A 20,896-nucleotide genomic window follows, 5' to 3' on the forward strand; every position below is an offset into this window, starting at 1 on the left:
AACTGAGCCCGTTGCCCTGCGATCTCCATATACCCATTCAAGGCACTGCGGCTGTTGCCCAAAACTTCGTTCAGGATAATACCGGCGCTTTTACCACCTAAACGTTTATTGCCATCCACATAACCCGCTAATTTGGTTTGCACAATGGCCGTCGAGTTGTTGAAGATTAAACCTTTAGCATCGACATTGAGTTCATTGTATTGATTACGTGACACGCCCTTCGCGCTCGGCGCATTGATATTAACGATGGGTACACCATTGGCCGCCGTATCAAACGCAGGGGCATGGGCCGTATTCGCTGCCGACACGCCCTGTGCCAACAAGACACCCGGCATGGAAAAATACGAAGACAGCAGAATCAAGGCAATGTGTTTTTGGTGTTTACGACAAGGAGCCAACAAAGACTGATAGGACGAATAACGCGGAACAGGACGAACTGACGAAAAAGACAAGGCGGACTTTTTAGGAGAAGAAAAGCGTCCAACACCACCACATGTTTCTTTTAGCCACTTGAAAGCAGACAGCATAAACAACCTTCGTCCTTGAATTATTAATTTTAAAAATCCGAAGAAAACACGCTCGGAACGACAGAATTAACAAACATTAAGAAAATGATTGTAAGCAAAATTTACAAAACATGAATACAAAGATACATTTATTTACAATAAAGATGAAATCTGCGTTTGAATACCAAAAAAAACGAGCCGAAGCTCGCCCTAAATAGGTGCAAAATTTTGATGAAAATAAGTGTTAGTACCTAAGAAAAGAGACAGATCTTGCCTGTATTGTTAAATAAAAGAGAGGCTAGAGTAAATGCTGTAGAAATTGTTACGATTAGTCTTATAGAGGCGCCCTCTAACTCGATCTCCTGCGCCCAAGCAAGATGGATAATAAGATACCAGATACAAAGCCCCAGAAATGCGCGGCCCATGATATATAGGGTAAAAAGCTGACTAACGAAAACAAGGTTCCGCCGTAAGCGAAAAAAGCCACGATGGCGATTAACCAATTGCGTAGGCTAGGGTTGAAGATGGCATCCGCAAACAAAAAGCCAAGTAACGCAAAGACCATTCCAGAAGCACCAACCACCAGTCCGCTGCTACCAAAGCACCACACTCCTACTCCTGAACCGATGGCCCCTAGGATCATGATGTAGCGTAGTTTTCTGCGGCCAACGGAAGCCCCTAGCAGGCTACCAAGTACGAGCAATGGAATGGTGTTTGAAATGATGTGATAGAGTCCAGCATGAAGAAAGGGTGAGAATAAAATTCCCAGTAAGGCGTCTAATGTTCGCGGGCGAATACCAAATTGATTTAAGTTAACGCCCAACAAAATAGCGTCAATAAAAAAGACGATCCAGATGGCAATCACAAAGTAGAGTATATCGGCTGGAATGATTCGCTTAAGCATCTTTAGTCTGCTTTAATATTTCATGCAATGCCGTCTCTTCTAAGCCCAAAACATCAATAATGGCGGCGAAAAGGTCGGCGGAGAACATGCCCTTATGGGTTTTACTGCGCAAATTTTCAGGCGTCATTGTGATGCCTTTTTGATTCAATGCGGCAGATAAGTCGTCATACTTCATTCCCTTCAAAGCCAGTGCTGACCTGATGTAACGGGTTATTGCGAGTTTATAGGGAGACAAGGCTTGGCGATTTTTAATGTTTTGATCTTGATTCATGTTACCGACCATACAATAAGTATTATTGATACGACTATTGAATAATAGAAGTGTTACCCATATTACATAGTTATCTCATATATGACAACGAATGTTAGTCATGGTTGACATGGCGAACTTTAGTGCTATATTCGTGACTTATGTTACACGCTCATATGTTGTTTTAAATAAAGGAAAACCTTATGTCCTGGAACAAAGATACATTATTAAAGCTGATTGAAGCTCAACCAGATTGGGTTGTAGAGTCAGAAGGCGAATGCCTAAACATAGCCAATGATGAAGGTATTGATGTCTTTGTCTATGCGGGTAATCAACAAATTTTGGTTGAAACAGCTTTGTTTTCAACCGCCAGTGTAAAAGACAAAAATGCTCTTAATAATTTGATTTTACGCAGCCATCAATTAGTACCATTAACCTCTATCTGCATCAATAAAATAGGTGGTGATGAGTATTACGTGGCATTTGGTGCGTTATCCACAGACAGTAAAGAAAGTGTCGTGCTAGAAGAAATTGAAGCACTGTTCAATAACGTGACTGAGTTTCTTGATTTATACAGTGATCACTTAAATGCGGAGATAGTGCTATGAGCTTAAAAAAATTATGGACAGCGATACGTGGCGCCACAAACGAAGGTCTCGAAGCAGCAGCCGATACTCAAGCGATTCGTATATTGGACCAAGAAATGCGTGAAGCAAAACAAGAGCTACAGGCGTGCGATGAAAGCCTAACCCGTATCATGGCAAAACGTAAATTGGCAGAAGGCAAGGTTGCCGCGTTAAAGGATGATATAGAGACCTATACCAACCACGCCATCGCCGCGAGTGAAACCGATGAAGCCTTGGCGATTGAATGCGCCGATAGAGTCAGTGAATTGGAAACCGCCTTGGATGGCGAGCAAAACATTCTCGATAGCTTTTTATCTTCTGAAAAGTCGTTAAAAGCCAATATCGCCAAAGCGAAAACCAATGTTCGCCTGATGGAACAACAGATAGAACAGGTTAAAGCGACAGAGTCGGTACAAAAAGCACAGGTCGCCGTTTCTACTCGCCATATGGGCGCCAACAGCAAGGTGAAAACCGCGCTAAGCAGCCTTGATCGCATCAAAGAAAAGCAGTTACAACGCAGTGCGGAATTGGATGTGGCAGAAGAGTTAGCCAATGAAGAGTCTGGAAGCTCTCTCGATGCCAAGCTAAAAGCCGCTGGCATTAAATCTGGTGGCGCGAAGAAGAGCGGTAACGACAAGCTTGCTCAATTACTTGCCGCTAAAAAAGGTTAATCCTCCTTTAAAATGCTAAAACAAAATGGCCGCTTAATGTGGCCATTTTTATTATAAGCTTGGGGTCTTTACAAAGTGATGCCCGTTCATTTTACGCTTTTTAATGTATAGTGCTGTTGACGCATATATTTTCCCTATTACCTTTTCATTAACTATAGAAGTGAGACCATGTTTACTTCACTTTTTAAAAAGAAAAAACCAGCATCGGCTGTAAGTAATGCTCCCTCTATTATGGGCTTACGTTTAGGTGGGAGCTTTGAGATAGACCCATTATTGATGCGCATGATTGAAGACAAGCTTGTCATTGATAAAGCCGCCACCAGCTACATAATAAAAGCAGCTGGTATTGCTGAGCTTGATGGCACTTGGATGTTTCGCTTTTACACCGACGATGATGCCTTCTTACAGGTCATTTCTGAAGGAGGTAAAAATGCAGAGCATGTTGTCGATGTGAAGCTCTTTCACTTCTACGATACGCAAGATGTGGCTTCTCAGTCAGTATGGGACAATTTACTTTACAAGCAAATGGGCACATCAACCTACTCGCTAGAAGATCATACTTATCACCGAGTCTGGACCTCTGCCAGTGATTATCATAATCCGGTCTATGTACAAGAAAGCACCTATGATGATGACGGCGAACCCTCAGAAACGGATCAATTTATCATGCTATTTGAACGGGAAATTAATGATGGCCATACCGAATCGCTTTTTCTGTCCGCAGAAGAAAGCGAGCAAGATGGCGGTTTAAATCGTTGTTTTGTATTGAGTACAGGTATTACCTTAACCCCTTCACAATTAACCATTCACGGCTAATGTTTTAAACAAGACAAGGAATTTTTATGGATCCGCAAACTCAAGACCTTCTATCCAGCATTGCTAATTTCGGCGGCTACTTTGGCCTCGCTCTCTTATTCGTCGTTATCTTTATTGTGGTGTACTCCTTTATCACGCCACACGATGAATGGAAACTGATTAAAACAGATCAAAATACCGCTGCGGCTATTGGTCTTGGTGGCGCTATTGTTGGCTTCTCTATCGCGTTAGGTGGCGCGGCGACCAACTCGGTTTCTATTATAGATTTTGCTATCTGGGGCGTTGTTGCTTTGATCGCACAATCGCTCGCCTTTGCAGTAGTACGCTTCATATTTATGCCAAAAATTGTCGCCCGCATCACGGCCAATGAAGTCAGCGCTGGGGTGATTCTTGCTGCCATCAGTATTTCCGTAGGGATACTTAATTCCGCCTGCATGTCTTATTGAGGAATCTATTGTGAAAAGAAGCCGATATATCGACCTTGATAAAATGCGCAAGGCAAAGCCTAAGCACCCACTGTTTCGACCACTTACCCTCGCCGTCGCCTCTATTACCTTAGCGGCCTGTGGCCAGAACGAAGAAGAAGTAAAAATTGTCTCTTCTGTAGAGGATTGTACGGCCAACACCACACTGACTACGGAACAGTGTGAAGTCGCTTATAAACAAGCAGTCGCTGAAGCCGTACGCACAGGCCCTAGATACACTTCCCAGAGACAGTGTGAAGAAGACTTCGGCTACGATCAATGTGTGTCCCCAAGATCTTCCAGCACCTTCATGCCTATGTTTACAGGCTTTATGATAGGAAACTTACTAAGTAGTAATCGAGGTTATGGCTATAACCCGGTCTATCAGTACCGTAATAGCAACTCTTCCTCTCGTAACAGCTTAATGACGGCAGACGGCTCCATCATTGGTCGTGCAGGACAAAGGTCCTATAAAGTGTCCCCAAACGAATTAAAGCCAAAACCAAGAGTAACGCGTACTGTTTCCCGCGGTGGATTTGGCGCAGTTGCTTCCGCAAAATCAAGCTGGGGCGGTGGTAAATCCAAAGGATGGGGCGGCTAAATGTTCCGTATCCCCATTGCTGAAAGGCCTCAATGGCAAAAGAGAGCTGAGGAATTCGGCTTTGAATTCCATACCATGCATGGGGAAAAGTATTGGGATGAAAGTGCCTATTACCAATTCACCTTAGAACAAATAGAAAAAGGCATCGAAGCCCCCACAGAAGACATACATCAAATGTGTTTGGCGGTGGTAGACAAGGTCATCAAGGACGACGAGCTCATGCGGCGTTTTTGCTTACCAGAAGCCCAATGGGACTTTATTCGACAATCTTGGCTGAATGGCGACCCTAGTTTGTATTCACGCTTGGATTTTGCCTATTCAGGCAAAGGCGATGCCAAGCTGTACGAAAACAATGCGGATACACCTACCAGCGTCTATGAAACAGGCTTTTGGCAATGGTTGTGGCTGCAAGACAATGTGGATGCCGGAGTTCTTCTCCCCCATTCAGACCAGTTTAATTGTCTGCAAGAAAAACTCGTCAATCGCTTTAAAGAGATCAAATACCTCACCCCAGATCGGGTCTTGCATTTTTCCTGCTGCAAAGACACACCAGAAGACCGTGGTACAGTTCAATACCTAGAAGACTGTGCTAACGAAGCGGAAATCGAAACGGACTTTGTGTATATCGACGACATAGGCCGAGATGCAGAAGGCAGTTTCACCGATACCAAAGATCAAGTCATTAGCTCGATGTTCAAGCTATACCCTTGGGAATTCATGTTCCAAGAGGCGTTTTCAAGCCAACTTGGTAAAAACAACATCCGCTGGTTGGAGCCACCATGGAAAAGCCTTTTGTCTAACAAGGCACTCTTGCCTATGCTGTGGAAAATGTTCCCTAACCACCCCAACCTGTTACCGGCATTTTTTGAAGACGAGCTACACCTCGCCACAGGTATCGACTCCTTGGTGAAAAAACCCATCTTTTCCCGCGAAGGTTCTAATATCTCTTTTGTCGGTAAAGACACCCATATAGAAGCCTCATCCGGCCCTTACGGAGAAGAAGGTTTTATCTACCAAGCGACATATATGTTACCTAAGTTTGGCAACAACTATACCTTGATCGGCAGCTGGCTAGTGGACGATCAAGCGGCAGGAATTTCCATTCGTGAGGACAGCAACCCAATAACACAAGATATGAGCCGCTATTTACCTCATGTTATTGTTTAACAGCATTTGAATGGCACAGAGGTCAGCTCGTTGATTTAGCAGAAAATAATAAAAAAGTTAGCGGCTAAGATGTCCTTTAGACAGTAAGTAAAGAGATGTTACTATCTCAGAAAATCGAGAAAGAGAGCGCAAAAATGAAAGCACCACTCGTCACTGACGAAGAGCTACAACACATAGAAAACATGCTGGAGGGCTTAGAAAGTCAAATCGTTCAATCTATGCTTTATATTAAAAAAGTCCAAGGCTGGACAAATGACACTCTGGCTAACCGCTTCTCTGGCATCAGTAACAAGGTGCTATTACGCTACCTACAAAAAGCTCACACTGGAATCCGCCCCATTCATTTTGTTGCTGTATTTTCATGGCTTACCATGATCCCAATGACTGCTTTTTACCTAGGGACAAAAATACGCGAATCCTACCGAGGAATGGACAAACTGGCCGTCGATGCCCTACTTTGTATTGGTAATATGCCATATGAACAATTCGACATTGTTCTCAGTTGTATTTATTTGTATCTAGATCAAGCAGGCAAGGATGCCGTCGACAAACTCAGAGCCGAGTTGACCAAGGAATATGGAGTCATCGACGCCGAGTTTGAAAAAAAACACCTGCCACCGGATGTTATTGACTTAAAAGAATTTGCTGAAAGCTATTACCACTCAGTGGCACTTACAGCAAAAGAACTCAGAGAAGAATATAAACTTTCGGAACGAGAAATGGGCGAAATTGTTGGGTTGTCCAGATATAAATACAAGGTGCTAGAAAACCCCAACGACCCTCAGCCATTTTCATTAGCAATTGGCATTAGAGCAAAACTAGGGTTAAAGCTTACTGGCCATGTAAATTTCACAAAAGAAATGACTCATTACTCAGAGTTTCATGGTTTTCGTAAGTTGCAACACATTAGAGATTCGCTCCTAGTTGAATCATTGCAGCATGTTCCTGTCCACCAAAAAGATTACGTAGTGGAAATGATCAAGGGTATATCAAACGCTTATATTAAGAAAAGAATGGAAAAGAGAATATAGCAATGGGGACTATATTCTCTTTGATGAATTAACCTTCTATTACTTTAAACCCCTCACACACCTGCCGATAATGGTTTGCCAAAGTAATCAGCGCATCTGCTGCTTTGTGCGGTTGCTGTAAATTGGGGAAATGATCTGCATTTTTCAACACAACAAAATGTGCATTTTTCAATTTCCCGTAAAAATCTCTCATTATCTCCTTTGTAGCATAAGGGTCATATTCTCCTGCAAGCACCAAAGTAGGAACAGTTATACTTGCTAGGTTTTTAGGCTTATAAGCTAACAGCCTAAAAGTATTTTCAATAAACACATCAACCCTAATTTGATCATATTTCATTATTCCCGCCACTAGTGAGCGACGAATGGCTTTATTACGAGGGATAGACGGATGATCAGACGTTAAAGCATTAACGAAGGTATTGGCAAATGTCGACTTACTTTTTAGTGCTGCCGCAACCATCTGTAAAGATACCTTTCTTGCGCATTCAGGTATGCCAGGCACCCCACAGGCAATAGAAAGACTTTGCACACCGCTCCACACATCACATAACTCAACTGATACAGCCGTTGCATAGGAAAAGCCAAACACATGAGCTTTATCGACTTTTAAATACTTCAACAAATCGACTACCATTTTAGCCTGATCTCGAACACTCACCGTCGCCTGTAAAACTTCCGTTTCTCCCGTACCCGGCGCTTCTATCACTATGGTATTTACCACCTTAGAAAACTCTCTAGAAAAAAAATCAACCGAGTCTATATCCTGTAACGCCCCCATTAAAAACACACCAAATTGATCTGTATCGTTATTTTCATAAATAGAATATCGAAATGTATTACCGTTCAAAACCAGTGTTTTTTTCATAATATTAACCCTTGTTTTTAAAATTGATATGACTTAATGTCTTCATCTCAGGGAGATATTTTGAAAAAACCGTATTTTAAGTGAGAGATAACCTCTAAATTTTAAAAGGTCTTTTGGTTTAAAGAATGGAGAAAGGGAACGATGCACACGACAGGGAAGCAACAAAGCCGCCTCAATATCGGAAGGGAAATAAGCAAACTACCGATAGGGGCACCAGCATTATCCATAATCATTCCTAGCACGATGACGCAAACAACCATCATGTTTAGGGAGCATACCTGCCCATTACTAAAATTTAGCCTGAAAATGACACACAGAAACCTATCAGCCACTCAGCCATGGCAGATAATAAAGGCCTAACTCATTCAAAAAATTGTCTACCCTCACCGAGTAGGCAACTCAAAACCTTTAAAATTACACAACATATCGTAGATGCATAGTCCTCCCACTTTCCCCAAAAGAGGTACGAAGCACAGAAAGGAAGATGCGATGACAGCTCAGTTAGATTTATTATTTGATATTGCCAAAGAAGCCGCCAGAGAACTTGCCGAAGAAATAGCCAAAGAAGCAACAAAGAAAGCACTCTATGACCGTGATATGGCCTTCACTATTGCTAAAGACACCTACTCCACCAAGATGAAGCGTGAGCCCACCTACGATGAAAGCAATGACCTGTACGAACTTATTTCCGACCTATGCGACGAAGAAATAAAACGTCAAAAAAATCATAAAATACAACAATATATGAAATTAATACAAAACATATATTCGAAAATTCGATAAGAATCAAAAATAAAAGAACATATATGCGAGTTACACCTATTCAAGATGGCGAGGTAAGCGGCATATTTTCTACTGAATATAACTATTATGGCGAGCAGGGCTATCTGGTTGGGGACTTTCCAAAAGATAATGCTATTAAAATATGTGATTTAATTATTCATAAAAAGCAAACGCCCTAAAGGTAGAGCGTTATTACTTATTAAACCCTTTCTAGAGCATGCCATAAAACTGGGGGCTGGTGAGGTCGTAGAAATTTAGAGCAAGGTAATAATCCTAAAAGCTACGAAGCGATGGAGCTAATCACTTCATCCGCCCAAATAATGGAGGACAAAAATGCCTGATTAAGCGTCTGTCTGTCATCCTGCTCTAGTGCATCCAACTTTGACCATTTTTGCTCTTCACAACTTAAAGTCTGTTTTAATAACTCTCCCAGCGTACCTGAGCCATGTAAGATCGCATGCTTAATATCTTTTTTAAGAGCAAGTTGACTAAACACTTCGCTTTTATCCACCTCAAACACAGCATCAATACCTGACAATAACCCCGTCATAAAGGCAGGATCCGATAATTCAGGGAATTTGTGCTCTGCAAGCAATTGGCAACAACGGCCGCGAGCTAAAAGTATTTTCAACAAGGGTCCTGGCTGACCCGAAGAAGAAGTCAATGTAATAAGCAGCGCCCACTTTTTAAGCTGAGATAGACCAACCAGAACCACCGCTTCCTTAATTGACGTGACTTTTTTCGAAATACCGCAAACCGGGCTATTAAGAATACGTAACAACTGAAACGAGATAGTTGGGTTTTGAGCAACTAATGTTGTGACCTTACTAATAGAAACATCTTCATCCTGTAAGGCATTAACTAACGACATAGCGCCTTGAGTGGCAGCGTCTATTTTTTTGCCTTTCACCATCTGAGGGCGCTGCAAAAAATACCCTTGAAAAAGTTCAAAGCCCATTTTATAACAGAGATCAAACATGGTTTGATTTTCGACTTTTTCGGCAAGTAGGGTGAAACCTTGGGACTTTAATTCAGCAAGCTGTTTTGCATATCGAATAGGGTTAGTTGCCAAAACATCGACCTTAATAATCGAGACCCAAGGCAATAGCACTTTGTACTCATCAGAAAATTGATAATCGTCTAAGGCAAAAAGATAGCCTGTGCTATGCAGCGTTTTAACCGACTCAATAAATTCAGAGGTCAATTTTTGACCCTCAAGTATCTCGATATAAACCGACTCAGGATCAATAGGAACAAAAGCATCCGACACTATCAGATCAGTTGTCATATTAATGAAAAATGGTTTCTTAACTTGGGATTCCATTCCAGTAATACCAATACATAAATTTGCTAATACTCGACTAGTCGCTGCAGTACCATCAAAAACATTGGCATCCGAGGTGTCCTTTTCTCGAAACAATAACTCATACCCAAATAATGCTTTTTCTTTCGTTAAAATGGGTTGTTGAGCCATCATTAAGTCATCTAAGGCCTCTGGAAATTCTATCATGTAGTTGTCTTATAATGATTTAGACTCGAACGCTATAATCTACAGCATCTCAGATAGGTAAAAAAGAAAACATCGCGTTCTTTTAGCGATATAAAGAGAAGTAATCAGTTAAGTTATGTTAACCACTGAAAATATGCGTTCAAAACTAATACCATCAGCTCCAACTAAGGTAAAAAGAACGCAAACACAGATCAGCATTCGTCTTTCTGAAAGTATGATTCAAACAGGGCAATGTACAGAATCAAACATTTCTTACGCTGTAACAATTTTTTGTTAAAAACGGCACTATCATCACTGTATGATAGTGCCGCTGTTTCTTAGCCTTAAAATGGCTTTTACTTAAAAAGGCTTTTACTTAAAAAGGCTTTTACTTAAAAAGGATAGTGCTGCTGTGGATCTTCAATGGTGATCCAGCGTACATCGGTAAATTCCGCAATTCCCGCCTTGCCACCAAAGCGACCATAGCCCGACGCCCCCACACCACCAAATGGCATTTGCGGTTCATCCGCTACCGTTGGCCCATTAATGTGACAAATACCGCTCTTGATGGCATTCGCGCAAGCGAGAGCCCGGTTAATATCTTGCGAGAATAACGCCGCCGATAAGCCATATTCACTGTCATTGGCGACGCGTATGGCTTCTACATCACCATTCACACGGATAATGGATTTCACTGGGCCAAAGCTTTCTTCCCGGTAAATGCGCATGGTGTCGTTCACGCCATCCAATAAGGTGGCGGAGAAAATCGCCCCGTCGCTTTCGCCCCCACAAACCAATTTAGCCCCTTTTGACACAGCGTCTTCAATGAGTTGATGCATCTTATCGGCGGCCTCAGGATTCACTAACGAACCCAACACTACCTGTTCGCGAGGATTCCCCCAGGGCAATTGCGACGCCCGTGCCGCCAGTTGCGCGACGAAGGCATCGGCAATGCTGTCATCGACAATCAAGCGCTCGGTGGACATGCAAATTTGCCCTTGGTTCATGAAAGCACCAAAGATAGCGGCATTCACCGCCCCTTCAATATCCGCATCCGCTAATACCACTAACGGCGCTTTACCACCTAATTCAAGCAAGGCTGGTTTCAGGTTTTCACCCGCTAAACGGCCAATAATTCGGCCCACTGGGCTGGAACCGGTAAAGTTAACATGGCGAACTTGTGGCGCTTCAATCAAGGCTTTGACTATCTCCGCCGCATCGCTTGGGTCGTTTGATAACAGATTGACGACGCCATCAGGGAAGCCCGCTTCCAGAAAACAATCAATGATTAATCGATGGGTCAGCGGGCAAAATTCAGAACTTTTCAAAATCACCGTATTACCACAAGCCAAGGGCGTCGCAATCGCTCTGGCACCTAAAATAACCGGCGCATTCCAAGGCGCTATCGCCAAGCAAACGCCTTTTGGTTTATTGACGGCCATCGCCAAGGTGCCCGGTTTGTTGGCTGGAATGACTTCCCCACCCACCTGAGTCGTCAGCGCCGCCGCTTCGCGAATATGCCCCGCCGCTAACATGACATTAAAGCCTGCCCAGCCCCCTGTGGCACCGGTTTCTGAGATCATAGCGCCGATAAAGTCATCGGCTTTCGACTCCATAATATCCGCCGCTTTATTTAGCAGAGCACGACGCTCACTGGGCCCCACTTGTGACCAATTGGCGAAAGCATGATCCGCCGCTTTCGTCACGCTCGCCACATCTTCTAACGAGGCAGCAGCAGATATCGAAGCGACTTCCCTTGTGACGGGGTCTAAGCGGGAATAGGTTTTTGCATTGCTTGCTGGTGTGTCTTTACCAGCAATGCTTAATAGAACTGTCATAGCATGACTCCTTGCTAGGAATGAAAAGTTACAAATTGCATTGCTCAATCGTGAGCGAGGCTTCTAAACCGCCATCGGTGGCGAGATTATGACCATTAATCCAACGCGCCGCGTCGGAGCATAAAAAGAGAATCGCCGGGGCGATATCCCCAGCATTACCAGCACGACCCACGCGATCCACATCGGAATCTACCCGCTCGTCACCCAGCACCTGACGGAATTGCGTCAATATAGGCGTTTCCACGGGGCCAGGAGAGACCGCATTAACACGAATATGGCGAGATCGGAATAGCGCTTGTTGAGAGGCCAGCATGGTCCACACTAGCAAGATCTCTTTGGAGATGGGATAACCCGCCTCATTAGGAATATCGAAATCCTTCATCACCTGATTAGCGTCAGGAAAACCGCCTAACTTGGCAATGGCGCTGGCCCGTTGGCTGTTTTCTTTCCAGCCAAACCCAGCAATAGACGCCACATTGACCACGCTAGCGCCAGTACGCAACTTAGTCACTAGGCCTTCGGTCAAGGCTCTCAGGCCAAAAAAATTGATTGCCAAGGTGATGGCCGCGCCAGATTGCCCCGACACACCTGCCACATTACACAGGGCATCCATCTCATCCGGTAGCTGGGCGATCACCTTGTCCACCCCTGCTTGCGAGGAAATATCGGCTTCAATAAAGCGCCCGACAATGTGCTCTGGTTTCACCAAATCAATGCCTATCACTTCCGCACCCATTTGCGCAGCAAGCTCGGCGGTACGTCGACCAATGCCACTTGCGACGCCAGTGACCAAGATTGTTTTTCCGAATAACATCATCTTCGACTCCTATTTTTTTATTTTAATGATCAGGGCTTATGTGACTTCAATGTTTCGTCTGTTACTTGATACCCCACCGGAATCAAACGAAGGCCCAAACGCGATTCAATTGCGCCCCACAACCCCTTTGGTAAAAACAAGGAACAGAGCACAGCCACCGCACCCAAGCCAACCAGATACCAAACACCGGTCGCGGCAAACCATGTCTCCACGGCAAAAAACAGTAACGCGCCCAGAATCGCCCCTTCAAAGCGGCCGATACCGCCCACTAACACCATGAAAATCATGTAGGCGGTCCATTGCACCGAGAAATAGGTTTTCGGTTGAAAGGAAGACGCTTGCGCTAACCACAAAGCGCCCGCCAGTGCCGTACCAAAGGCAGCAAAAATGAAGAACCATTTTTTAACGGTTTGCGCATCCACACCAATCGAATCGGCGGCTTCTTCATTGTCGCGAATCGCTTGCATGGCAATACCGGCTTTAGAGCGCAGCAAATAAAACAGCCCAATTAACAAACCTACCATGCTGATTAACGCTGCAAGATAAATCAGCACTCGACGTGTTTCTATCTGATAGACATTAAGAGAAATCAGCGAAGTGCCTGTTTCCCCTTGAATCAAGGGATCAAGGTTCACCAATAAATGACCAACCGACGCCAATACCCACATGCCAATGCCAAATTCGGCGGCTTTTAGATGCAACATGAATTTAGAAATCGGCCAACTTAATAAGCCCACCAGCAGCGCCGCCATCAATACCGCCACAAAGGGAGGAATGCCAAAATCCGCCAGACGAATAGTGGCATAGGCCCCCAAACCAAAGAACAATTGCTGACCTATGGACACCAAACCACCAAAGCCTGCCAAGGTATTCCACATGGCTGCCAAAATGACGTAAACAAACAATACGGTGAGTCTTTCTAGCACATTGTCAGAAGCCACAAACGCCGCACTGACCAGCGCCACAAACAACAAGCTCGCGCCGATAACCGTGGCCATTGAGTAGGCATTAGAGCGTTTAATTTTCATGCTGTTCCACCTTTGTTGTCTTTTTTCCGAGCCAATGGCGCAAGGTAAAAAAATCACGGTTAAGATAAATTCTGGCGAATAAGAAGGTAAGAAAGATAAAGTGCCCTCCCAATAAAAAGCCTTGCGGATGAATTAATGCGCCGACACTTTGCGCTATCGCCAAGATGATGCCGCCAAAAAACACGCCCCATAGGGACCCTGCCCCACCAATGATGGTGGCCTCAAAAGCAAACAACAGCTGTGGCGCGCCCGCATAGGCATCGAAGGTGCCCCGTAACCCTAAGGCGGTGCCAGAGATTCCCACCGTCATCATGGCTATCGCGGCAGATATACCCGCTATTTTGCGCGCATCAATTCCCACCAGACCGGCGGTCTCTGGATCAAACGCCGTTGCTCTGATTTGTCGCCCCAAGGGCGTAAAGCGCAATAGCAAATCCAAGCCGCCAATCACCACAATGGCGGTACACAAAATGATGACAGGGAGTTTGCCAATCCACAGACCAAAAACTTCATAGGACTCCCAACTCAAATCGCCAACATAAGAGGCGAGTGAACGCGTATTGGCACCAAAATGTTGGAACAACAGATTATCAATCACAATCGATAAGCCGAAGGTGGTTAACACAGGTAGTAGTTCTCCGCCCTTGCTGGCGCGCTCTAAAATAACCCGCTGTAACAACCAACCGATCAACGCCATGATGGGCAACACAATGAGCATAGAAACAAAAGGCGAGAAGGCTAACGCATCGGTAATCCGCCACACAATATAGGCACTTAAGATCGCCAGCGAACCGTGGGCCAAGTTGATAATGCGCATTACTTGAAACATGAAAGCAAGACCGCAAGCGATCAGCGCATAATAGCCACCCAACAAAATGGCTTGTACCAAACTATTGATCATGAAGCCTCCTGCGTCGCACTTTGTTGCAAACCAAAATAGGCCTCGGTGATTTCGTGGCGGTTGGTATCCGCCGTTAATTTATCCAACACTATGCGACCTTCCAGCATGCAAACAGCGCGTTTAGCAAAGGCGATGGCCCTGTCTAACGCCTGTTCAACTAAGATAATAGTGGTACCCGCATCACGCAGTTTTTCGATGGAGGCATACACCTGATCCACCACTAGAGGCGACAACCCCAAGCTGACTTCATCCAAAATAAGCAACTCAGGATTAGACATTAAGGCCCGACCAATGGCCGTAGCTTGCTGCTCACCGCCTGACAAACTGCCGGCTTTGGCGTGGCGTCGTTTCACCAGATTTGGAAAGGTGTCAAACACCCGATCAAGATCCCAATCTCCCGCCCTATTAATGGTTTTTCCTAATAACAAATTCTCCTCGATGGTCATCTCAGTGAACAAGCGACGACCTTCAGGCACCAAGGACAAGCCCTGTTTCACCCGATCACAGGAAGCAGCATGGGTGATGACCTTATGTTTAAACGACAGCTCCCCCGAATAAATTGGCAAAGCTCCAGCAATAGCACGTAACAGGGTCGATTTACCTGCACCATTAGCGCCGATTAAGGCAATTGTTTCGCCCTGTTTCACCTCTAGGGAAACCCCGCGCACGGCTCTAAATTGCCCATAACGCACATCTAGGTTTTTAGCTGACAACATCCACACTTCCCCCCATATAGGCCTGTATTACCGCTTGGTCTGACATCACAGCTTGCGGATTGCCCTGCGCAATGATCTGGCCGCTGTCCATACAAATGAGGCTTTTCACTACCCGCAGTAAGATGTGAACAATATGCTCGATCCACACAATGCCAATGCCGCGCTCGCTTAATGACAAAATGGTATCCACCAGCGCTAGGGCTTCCGCTTCCGTGAGCCCACCACCGATTTCATCGAGAAACAAAAGCTTAGGCTGCGTCGCCAAGGCACGGGCCAGTTCCAAACGTTTGCGATCCAATAGACCGATACTGTCTGCTTCACGATTAGCCAGATGTAACATGCCACACAGCTTGATCGACTCCAGCGCCATGTCGTAGGCCTCTTCGCGATCATTGGTAGCGGCATGAATCGCCGCCACGAAGACGTTTTCAAACACAGTGATACCGGAAAAAGGCTTAGGAATTTGATGGGTTCTGACCAAGCCCTGCTTCGCCCGTTGACGCGCAGGGGTGTGAGTAATGTCTTGATTATTAAGAATAATCTTCCCATCACTTGGAGCCTGCGCGCCAGACAACACACTCAGTAAAGTGGACTTCCCGGCCCCATTGGGACCAACGATGCCAATGGCATCCTTGGTGTCCATGGTGAAATCAATGCCATTCAACACTTGCACTCGACCAAAGGACTTATATATCCCCGTCGCTTGCAGCTGTGAATAAGAGGTATTTTCCACAACATCGCTCCTAACGGTTATATGGCAGCAGCTTATGGGTAACAGGCACATTAGGGTCAGTGACATTCTCGGTAATCACATAATCTAATTTGTGTTTTCCTGTGCCTTTCACCCACTGGGCACCAATAATGGGGCCGGGGGACACATTCGGAACAGGACCAGAAGTGAAATCGACCTTGCCGCCTATGGTCGTCACATTCAATGTCGCAATCGCATCGCGAATATCACTACGTGAGGTTGGGCTTTTAGCGCGTTTTAAGGCTTCCGTAGCGGCGTCCAATAAAGATAAGGTCGCCCCTAATTGCTGAGTCCATTGTTCCCCAGACTCCTTCTCCCATAGGTCCGCTAACTGTGTGCCATTTTGACCGGTTAACGTGGAAGTATAAGGAAAGCTTTTATGCCAATAGGCGGCAGAAGCAATTTTTGGCCCCAATGAACCAAGCACCTCAATGTCCGCTGGGAACAAACCTGTCTTCGCTATTTGAATAATCTTCACCTGTCGATTCAGCCCTTGCTGTGCGGCTTGACGCCAGAACGCAGCAAAATCAGGTGGAATCGGGAAGCTATTAATGATCTCTACTTTTTCGGCTTTAAATTGCGCAATCTGGCTCGAAAAGTCCGTTGTGCCGGTTTCATAAGCACCCGGATCTATCACGGTGTAACCGGCTTCTTTAAAGCGCGGCACTAACGCCCCGCGAATCGCATTGCCATCGGCATCGTTCGGATACATGACGCCAACTTTTTTATTGGTCTCTAACAAGGCCCATTGGGACATATAGGTCTTATAAAATTCGCCAGCACCAAAGCCAAAATGGTAGGTCCACTTAAACGGACTCGGCTGACCCGGTTTGGCACCGCGACCATAGTACCAAGCTTCCCATGGCATCACGGTCGACAAGGTAGGAACCCCTGCGGCTTCACTGGCATCGGCAACGGGATTGATGACTTCAGGGGTTGAAATCGCCAGCATTAAATCCACCCCTTGGTTAATCAGCTCTTTCGCTAACTGGCCGGCACGGGCTGGGTCTGATTGGCTATCACGGTCGAGTATATTGACCTTATAGTGCTTACCATGAATGGTCATACCATCCGCCAAAGCCTTACGGGCTTGCTCTAGAACAAAACCATCGGTTTTACCAAAACTGGCTAATGGCCCAGTCCTTGGGCTAATAAAACCAATATTAATGGTATCGTCATCGGCGGCCATTAGACTGCCAGACAAGACCAAACTTCCCGCTGTCATGGCGGGCACTAGCCACTTGCTGAACCAATATTTAGGTGTATTTCGTTTATTCATTTTCATAAGACCTCTTGTTATTTTTGTGGTTAAGGTATTTTTATTGACTTAACAGCGCGACCTAACAGGTCGCGCTGTTAAGGCTGTCGGTTCACTGTGATCCAGCGCACCTCGGTAAACTCATCGACGCAGGCATCACCGCCAAAACGTCCATAGCCGCTCGACTTCAGCCCGCCAAAAGGCATAAAAGGGTCGTCCTTTACCGTGGCGCCATTAACGTGACAGATGCCTGAGTCAAGTTGATTCACCAGACGATCCGCTAACGCCAAGTCGTTGGTAAACACCGCGGCGGCCAAGCCATATTCGCAATTATTAGCGACGGTTACGGCTTCTTCTGGGGAATCGACCCGATAAATGCCGGCAATAGGGCCAAAGCATTCTTCTGAATAAATACGCATCATGGGGGTAATATGATCCAGCAAGGTGGCATCAATAAATTGGCCTCGGCGGGATGCCCCCGTTAACAGCGTGGCGCCTTTATCCATGGCGTCTTCAATTAACGCAGATAACCGCGAGGCCACCGAAGGACTGGCCACCGGGCCTAACTTCACGCCTTTACGACGTGGGTCTCCGGCCACCAGATCGGCAGCGATGTTTTTTAATCGCTCGATGAATTCGTCGGCAATACTTTGCTCGACGATAATCCTGTCCGTCGCCATGCAAATTTGCCCTTGATTTAAAAAAGCCCCATAGGCCGCTTCTTTGGCCGCCAAGGCTAAATTGGCGTCTTTCAACACAATCAAAGGTGATTTTCCGCCCAACTCTAACAGGCAGCGTTTCAGGTATTTGGCCGCAATGCCAGCCACAATACGGCCGACCCGGGTCGAGCCAGTAAAGTTCACTCGACGTACGGATGGATTAGAAATTAAGCTGGTGATCACCTCTTCTGAATGCTCAGATGCATTAGTCATCACCCCGATAACACCCGCAGGCACGCCCGCTTCATGCAGTAATTCGGCTAACAGCACATGGGTACCAGGAGAAAGTTCAGACGCTTTTAAAATAACCGTATTGCCAAACGCCAGCGGAAACACAACCGCACGTAAACCAAGCACTATCGGCGCATTCCAAGGGGCAATAGCCAAGCAAACACCCGCCGATTTACGCACCGTATAAGAGTCTTGCGTGTGGTGAGATTGGCTCTGTAATGAAACATGAGAAGTTTTTTTAGCGGATGCTTTTACATCGTTTGAAAGGTAATGCAGCGCCAGATCAACGGCGGCATCAACGGCATCCATCGCGACGTTAATATTAAAATCGACCCATTCCTCTGTCGCGCCAATTTCCCGTAACATGCATTGCGCAAAACGATCGCGATAGTTAGGCATCAGGGTTTTAGCCCGCAGCAGAATAGCAGCTCGTTCCTCCACCGGAGTGGCAGACCATTTGGGAAAACTCGACGTGGCAATCGCCACCATATGCTCAGCGTCTTCACGTCGTCCACAAGCCACATGGGAGGCGACTAAGTCATTGCTAGGATCAAGTCGGTCAAAATAGCCCCCTGCCATCGCAGGCTGCTGCCGCCCATCAACAAACAAATTAACCTCAGGGGCAAGAGAAGCGCCCAAGCTTTCGCTGGCAATATTCAAAATGTCACTCTTCCTATTTATTAAATTTGTTGTAGGTAGATGAAGGTGTAGCAACAGGTTAGCAGCAATCCTCCCCACATAAATGTCAATTTATGGGTTATTATTGCTAAATTATGGGTTATAACTGAGTTTTTTAAGATGAGGGCAGCATAATGCTAACCAATATAATCGGCTCTATGGTGCGCTTTGAAGAAATTCAACCGGGGTTGCAACCACGAACCTTCAGCACAGGGAGCGGAAACTTTAGCGACTTTAATCTGATTGGTGTCGTGCAGCGGGGAGAGATATCGGTTCTCTATGAAGACGAGCAACACAGCGTGATGGAGTCGTCCATCTTCTGTCTGCCCCATAAGGCCATCGCCAAAATACTAGTACCAGCGGGCAGCCAAATTTGGCTGATTGGCTACAGCAACGAACTAACCAGTTTAGTCATTGGAACAGAACTAGACAGTGCAAAACTGGCCATACTGATGCACCAGCTCACCCTCACCCAATGCCAAAAAAGTGACATTAATGAATCCTACTTACCCTTACTAAAACTGCTTAATCTGGAAATTGCTTTTACTAAAAACCGCTCGCAAACCATCATTTGTTCCATCATTCGCATCCTGTTAATCACCACCTACCGACTGACCAACATCCAATCGATTAAATTAACTAATTCCCCTGACGAACTGGTCTTGCAAAGGTTTAGACAACTGGTTGAAATCGAATTTAAGAACAGGCAACCGGTAAGTTATTATTGCAATGAACTCAATGTAACCTATGACCGTCTACATGCCATTTGTCAGCGCAACTTACAAAAGACCCCATTACAACTGATCAATAACCGAGTACTGATTGAAGCCACCAGCCGCTTAAAAAAATCATCGGACTCCATACAACTGATCGCTAGCCAATTAGGCTATAACGACGCCAGTCAATTCAGCCACTTTTTTAAAAAAGAAACCCGCCTTTCCCCCAATCAATTTAGAAAAAACAACGCCGCAAAAGGCGACTTGAAAGGATCAAACACTGAATACAACTTTTCAGATTGGCCTTAAGCAAGCTCCCGATACAAAGCCCCGCCCAAGGCGCAAAAGTAATGATTAAAAGCCTGATTGATTTTTTGACGCGCTTGCCCTTGCGGATACAGGCCCAGCTTGGCTTCATCAGAATAACGCGTGCCCTTGACTAAAAAAGTACTGGCTGGCTGCGCGTCTTCAATAAAGGCTTCAAACGCTCTGGCACACATCTCTTCTGGTTTGGCGTAATAGACCACCTTTAGGCGCTTATCCGCTTGTGCAGAACAGCGAAACAACTCACTTGGCTCGCTGCCCTCTTCATTCAACATGATCCATTTGAAACAGTCCGCTAAGAGCGTATTTAACCTATGGGGCTTTACCTTAGGATTGTTTAACCAACTGCTAGAAGCAAAGCTGGAAGCGCCTATGCCAGCAAACATTTTATCGCCCATATAATGGTCAAAAGCATGGAACCACTCGTGGGCCAAACTGCCCGCTCCGGCATTCTTCGCCAAGGATAACTGTCGTGTGGCGGGCATATAATGGGCTGACACCCCGGGACGACCACCCTTGCCATATTGAATGCCTAGGGTACCGCGCAATGAGATCAACGACTCCGGCCCCTGCAAGGCCAGCATCAAATCCCCTAAAGCCTGATGAAACTTCAGCGCCGCACTATCCCGTTCTACAGGTGTCACCCAGCGCCCCATCTCGATGCCACGAAAGTCAAACTGCCTGCGGATCATGACAAAATTAATCGACTCGTTCATGGTTACCTTTGTCGCGCAAAGGGGTATCGA

General features: G+C 45.7%; 24 protein-coding genes. 10 read left to right on the plus strand and 14 right to left on the minus strand.

Features of this window, described 5'->3' with window-relative positions:
- The 3 genes from I8J31_RS02385 to I8J31_RS02395 form a co-directional block, all read right to left on the minus strand.
- The coding region (locus I8J31_RS02385; protein WP_199466685.1) for a two-partner secretion domain-containing protein at positions 1–527 on the minus strand (527 nt) is incomplete at its 3' end.
- A gap of 328 nt (positions 528–855) precedes the next feature.
- Entirely contained in the window at positions 856–1,410 is a 555-nt protein-coding gene (locus I8J31_RS02390) for a rhomboid family intramembrane serine protease (protein WP_199466688.1), read from the minus strand.
- Positions 1,403–1,681: a DUF6471 domain-containing protein gene (locus I8J31_RS02395; protein ID WP_199466690.1), complete on the minus strand. Its 279-nt coding sequence runs from the start codon at positions 1,679–1,681 to the stop codon at positions 1,403–1,405. Before I8J31_RS02395 ends, I8J31_RS02390 begins: the two co-directional genes overlap by 8 nt.
- 182 nt (positions 1,682–1,863) lie before the next feature.
- On the opposite strand from I8J31_RS02395, the gene I8J31_RS02400 reads away from it, so the two are divergent.
- The 7 genes from I8J31_RS02400 to I8J31_RS02430 all read left to right on the plus strand — a co-directional run bounded on the left by I8J31_RS02400 (position 1,864) and on the right by I8J31_RS02430 (position 7,036).
- Positions 1,864–2,268, plus strand: a complete 405-nt coding sequence (locus tag I8J31_RS02400) for a DUF2170 family protein (RefSeq protein WP_199466692.1) — start codon at positions 1,864–1,866, stop codon at positions 2,266–2,268.
- Positions 2,265–2,957 (plus strand): PspA/IM30 family protein, encoded by a 693-nt coding sequence (locus I8J31_RS02405; protein WP_199466694.1) that lies wholly within the window; start codon positions 2,265–2,267, stop codon positions 2,955–2,957. The genes I8J31_RS02400 and I8J31_RS02405 overlap by 4 nt, the downstream gene beginning before the upstream one ends.
- A 168-nt stretch (positions 2,958–3,125) precedes the next feature.
- Complete coding sequence (locus I8J31_RS02410) at positions 3,126–3,773, plus strand: YjfK family protein (protein ID WP_199466695.1); 648 nt, start codon at positions 3,126–3,128, stop codon at positions 3,771–3,773.
- Positions 3,774–3,799: 26 nt separating this feature from the next.
- Positions 3,800–4,219: a DUF350 domain-containing protein gene (locus tag I8J31_RS02415; RefSeq protein ID WP_199466697.1), complete on the plus strand. Its 420-nt coding sequence runs from the start codon at positions 3,800–3,802 to the stop codon at positions 4,217–4,219.
- A gap of 10 nt (positions 4,220–4,229) precedes the next feature.
- Positions 4,230–4,838: a DUF1190 domain-containing protein gene (locus tag I8J31_RS02420; RefSeq protein WP_199466699.1), complete on the plus strand. Its 609-nt coding sequence runs from the start codon at positions 4,230–4,232 to the stop codon at positions 4,836–4,838.
- The gene (locus tag I8J31_RS02425) at positions 4,839–6,005 is read left to right on the plus strand and encodes a glutathionylspermidine synthase family protein (protein WP_199466700.1); all 1,167 of its coding nucleotides are present in this window, start codon (positions 4,839–4,841) and stop codon (positions 6,003–6,005) included.
- 134 nt (positions 6,006–6,139) lie between these two features.
- Positions 6,140–7,036, plus strand: coding sequence for a helix-turn-helix domain-containing protein (locus I8J31_RS02430; protein ID WP_199466702.1), 897 nt, complete (start codon positions 6,140–6,142; stop codon positions 7,034–7,036).
- Between the two features lie 28 nt (positions 7,037–7,064).
- Here the strand turns inward: I8J31_RS02430 and I8J31_RS02435 are convergent, their stop codons facing one another.
- Entirely contained in the window at positions 7,065–7,901 is an 837-nt protein-coding gene (locus tag I8J31_RS02435) for an alpha/beta fold hydrolase (protein WP_199466704.1), read from the minus strand.
- Positions 7,902–8,390: 489 nt separating this feature from the next.
- Between I8J31_RS02435 and I8J31_RS02440 the strand changes: the two genes are divergently transcribed.
- Complete coding sequence (locus I8J31_RS02440; protein ID WP_199466705.1) at positions 8,391–8,684, plus strand: hypothetical protein; 294 nt, start codon at positions 8,391–8,393, stop codon at positions 8,682–8,684.
- A 23-nt stretch (positions 8,685–8,707) separates the two neighbouring features.
- A complete protein-coding gene (locus tag I8J31_RS02445; RefSeq protein WP_199466707.1) occupies positions 8,708–8,863 on the plus strand; it encodes a hypothetical protein in 156 nt (51 codons plus the stop codon).
- Positions 8,864–8,964: 101 nt separating this feature from the next.
- On the opposite strand, the gene I8J31_RS02450 is transcribed toward I8J31_RS02445, so the two are convergent.
- From I8J31_RS02450 to I8J31_RS02490, 9 genes are all read right to left on the minus strand, one after another.
- Entirely contained in the window at positions 8,965–10,194 is a 1,230-nt protein-coding gene (locus tag I8J31_RS02450) for an EAL and HDOD domain-containing protein (RefSeq protein WP_199466709.1), read from the minus strand.
- A 371-nt stretch (positions 10,195–10,565) separates the two neighbouring features.
- On the minus strand, positions 10,566–12,011 hold the full coding sequence (locus tag I8J31_RS02455) for an aldehyde dehydrogenase (RefSeq protein ID WP_199466711.1): 1,446 nt from the start codon (positions 12,009–12,011) through the stop codon (positions 10,566–10,568).
- Between the two features lie 28 nt (positions 12,012–12,039).
- Positions 12,040–12,828: a coniferyl-alcohol dehydrogenase gene (locus I8J31_RS02460; RefSeq protein ID WP_199466712.1), complete on the minus strand. Its 789-nt coding sequence runs from the start codon at positions 12,826–12,828 to the stop codon at positions 12,040–12,042.
- A 29-nt stretch (positions 12,829–12,857) separates the two neighbouring features.
- Positions 12,858–13,856: a branched-chain amino acid ABC transporter permease gene (locus tag I8J31_RS02465; RefSeq protein ID WP_199466713.1), complete on the minus strand. Its 999-nt coding sequence runs from the start codon at positions 13,854–13,856 to the stop codon at positions 12,858–12,860.
- On the minus strand, positions 13,846–14,757 hold the full coding sequence (locus I8J31_RS02470; protein WP_199466714.1) for a branched-chain amino acid ABC transporter permease: 912 nt from the start codon (positions 14,755–14,757) through the stop codon (positions 13,846–13,848). Before I8J31_RS02470 ends, I8J31_RS02465 begins: the two co-directional genes overlap by 11 nt.
- Entirely contained in the window at positions 14,754–15,473 is a 720-nt protein-coding gene (locus I8J31_RS02475) for an ABC transporter ATP-binding protein (RefSeq protein WP_199466715.1), read from the minus strand. Before I8J31_RS02475 ends, I8J31_RS02470 begins: the two co-directional genes overlap by 4 nt.
- Positions 15,460–16,206 carry an ABC transporter ATP-binding protein gene (locus I8J31_RS02480; RefSeq protein WP_199466716.1) on the minus strand — a complete coding sequence of 249 codons (747 nt, stop codon included), beginning with the start codon at positions 16,204–16,206 and terminating at the stop codon, positions 15,460–15,462. The genes I8J31_RS02475 and I8J31_RS02480 overlap by 14 nt, the downstream gene beginning before the upstream one ends.
- A gap of 10 nt (positions 16,207–16,216) precedes the next feature.
- A complete protein-coding gene (locus I8J31_RS02485) occupies positions 16,217–17,509 on the minus strand; it encodes an ABC transporter substrate-binding protein (RefSeq protein ID WP_199466717.1) in 1,293 nt (430 codons plus the stop codon).
- 71 nt (positions 17,510–17,580) lie between these two features.
- Positions 17,581–19,092, minus strand: coding sequence for an aldehyde dehydrogenase (locus I8J31_RS02490; RefSeq protein ID WP_199466718.1), 1,512 nt, complete (start codon positions 19,090–19,092; stop codon positions 17,581–17,583).
- A gap of 152 nt (positions 19,093–19,244) precedes the next feature.
- Between I8J31_RS02490 and I8J31_RS02495 the strand changes: the two genes are divergently transcribed.
- Entirely contained in the window at positions 19,245–20,135 is an 891-nt protein-coding gene (locus tag I8J31_RS02495) for a helix-turn-helix domain-containing protein (RefSeq protein ID WP_199466719.1), read from the plus strand.
- On the opposite strand, the gene I8J31_RS02500 is transcribed toward I8J31_RS02495, so the two are convergent.
- The gene (locus tag I8J31_RS02500) at positions 20,132–20,866 is read right to left on the minus strand and encodes a CLCA_X family protein (protein WP_199466720.1); all 735 of its coding nucleotides are present in this window, start codon (positions 20,864–20,866) and stop codon (positions 20,132–20,134) included. The genes I8J31_RS02495 and I8J31_RS02500 overlap by 4 nt on opposite strands.
- Between the last annotated feature and the right edge of the window lie 30 nt (positions 20,867–20,896).

It is taken from the genome of Marinomonas transparens (genome assembly GCF_016463975.1).
Taxonomy (GTDB): domain Bacteria; phylum Pseudomonadota; class Gammaproteobacteria; order Pseudomonadales; family Marinomonadaceae; genus Marinomonas; species Marinomonas transparens.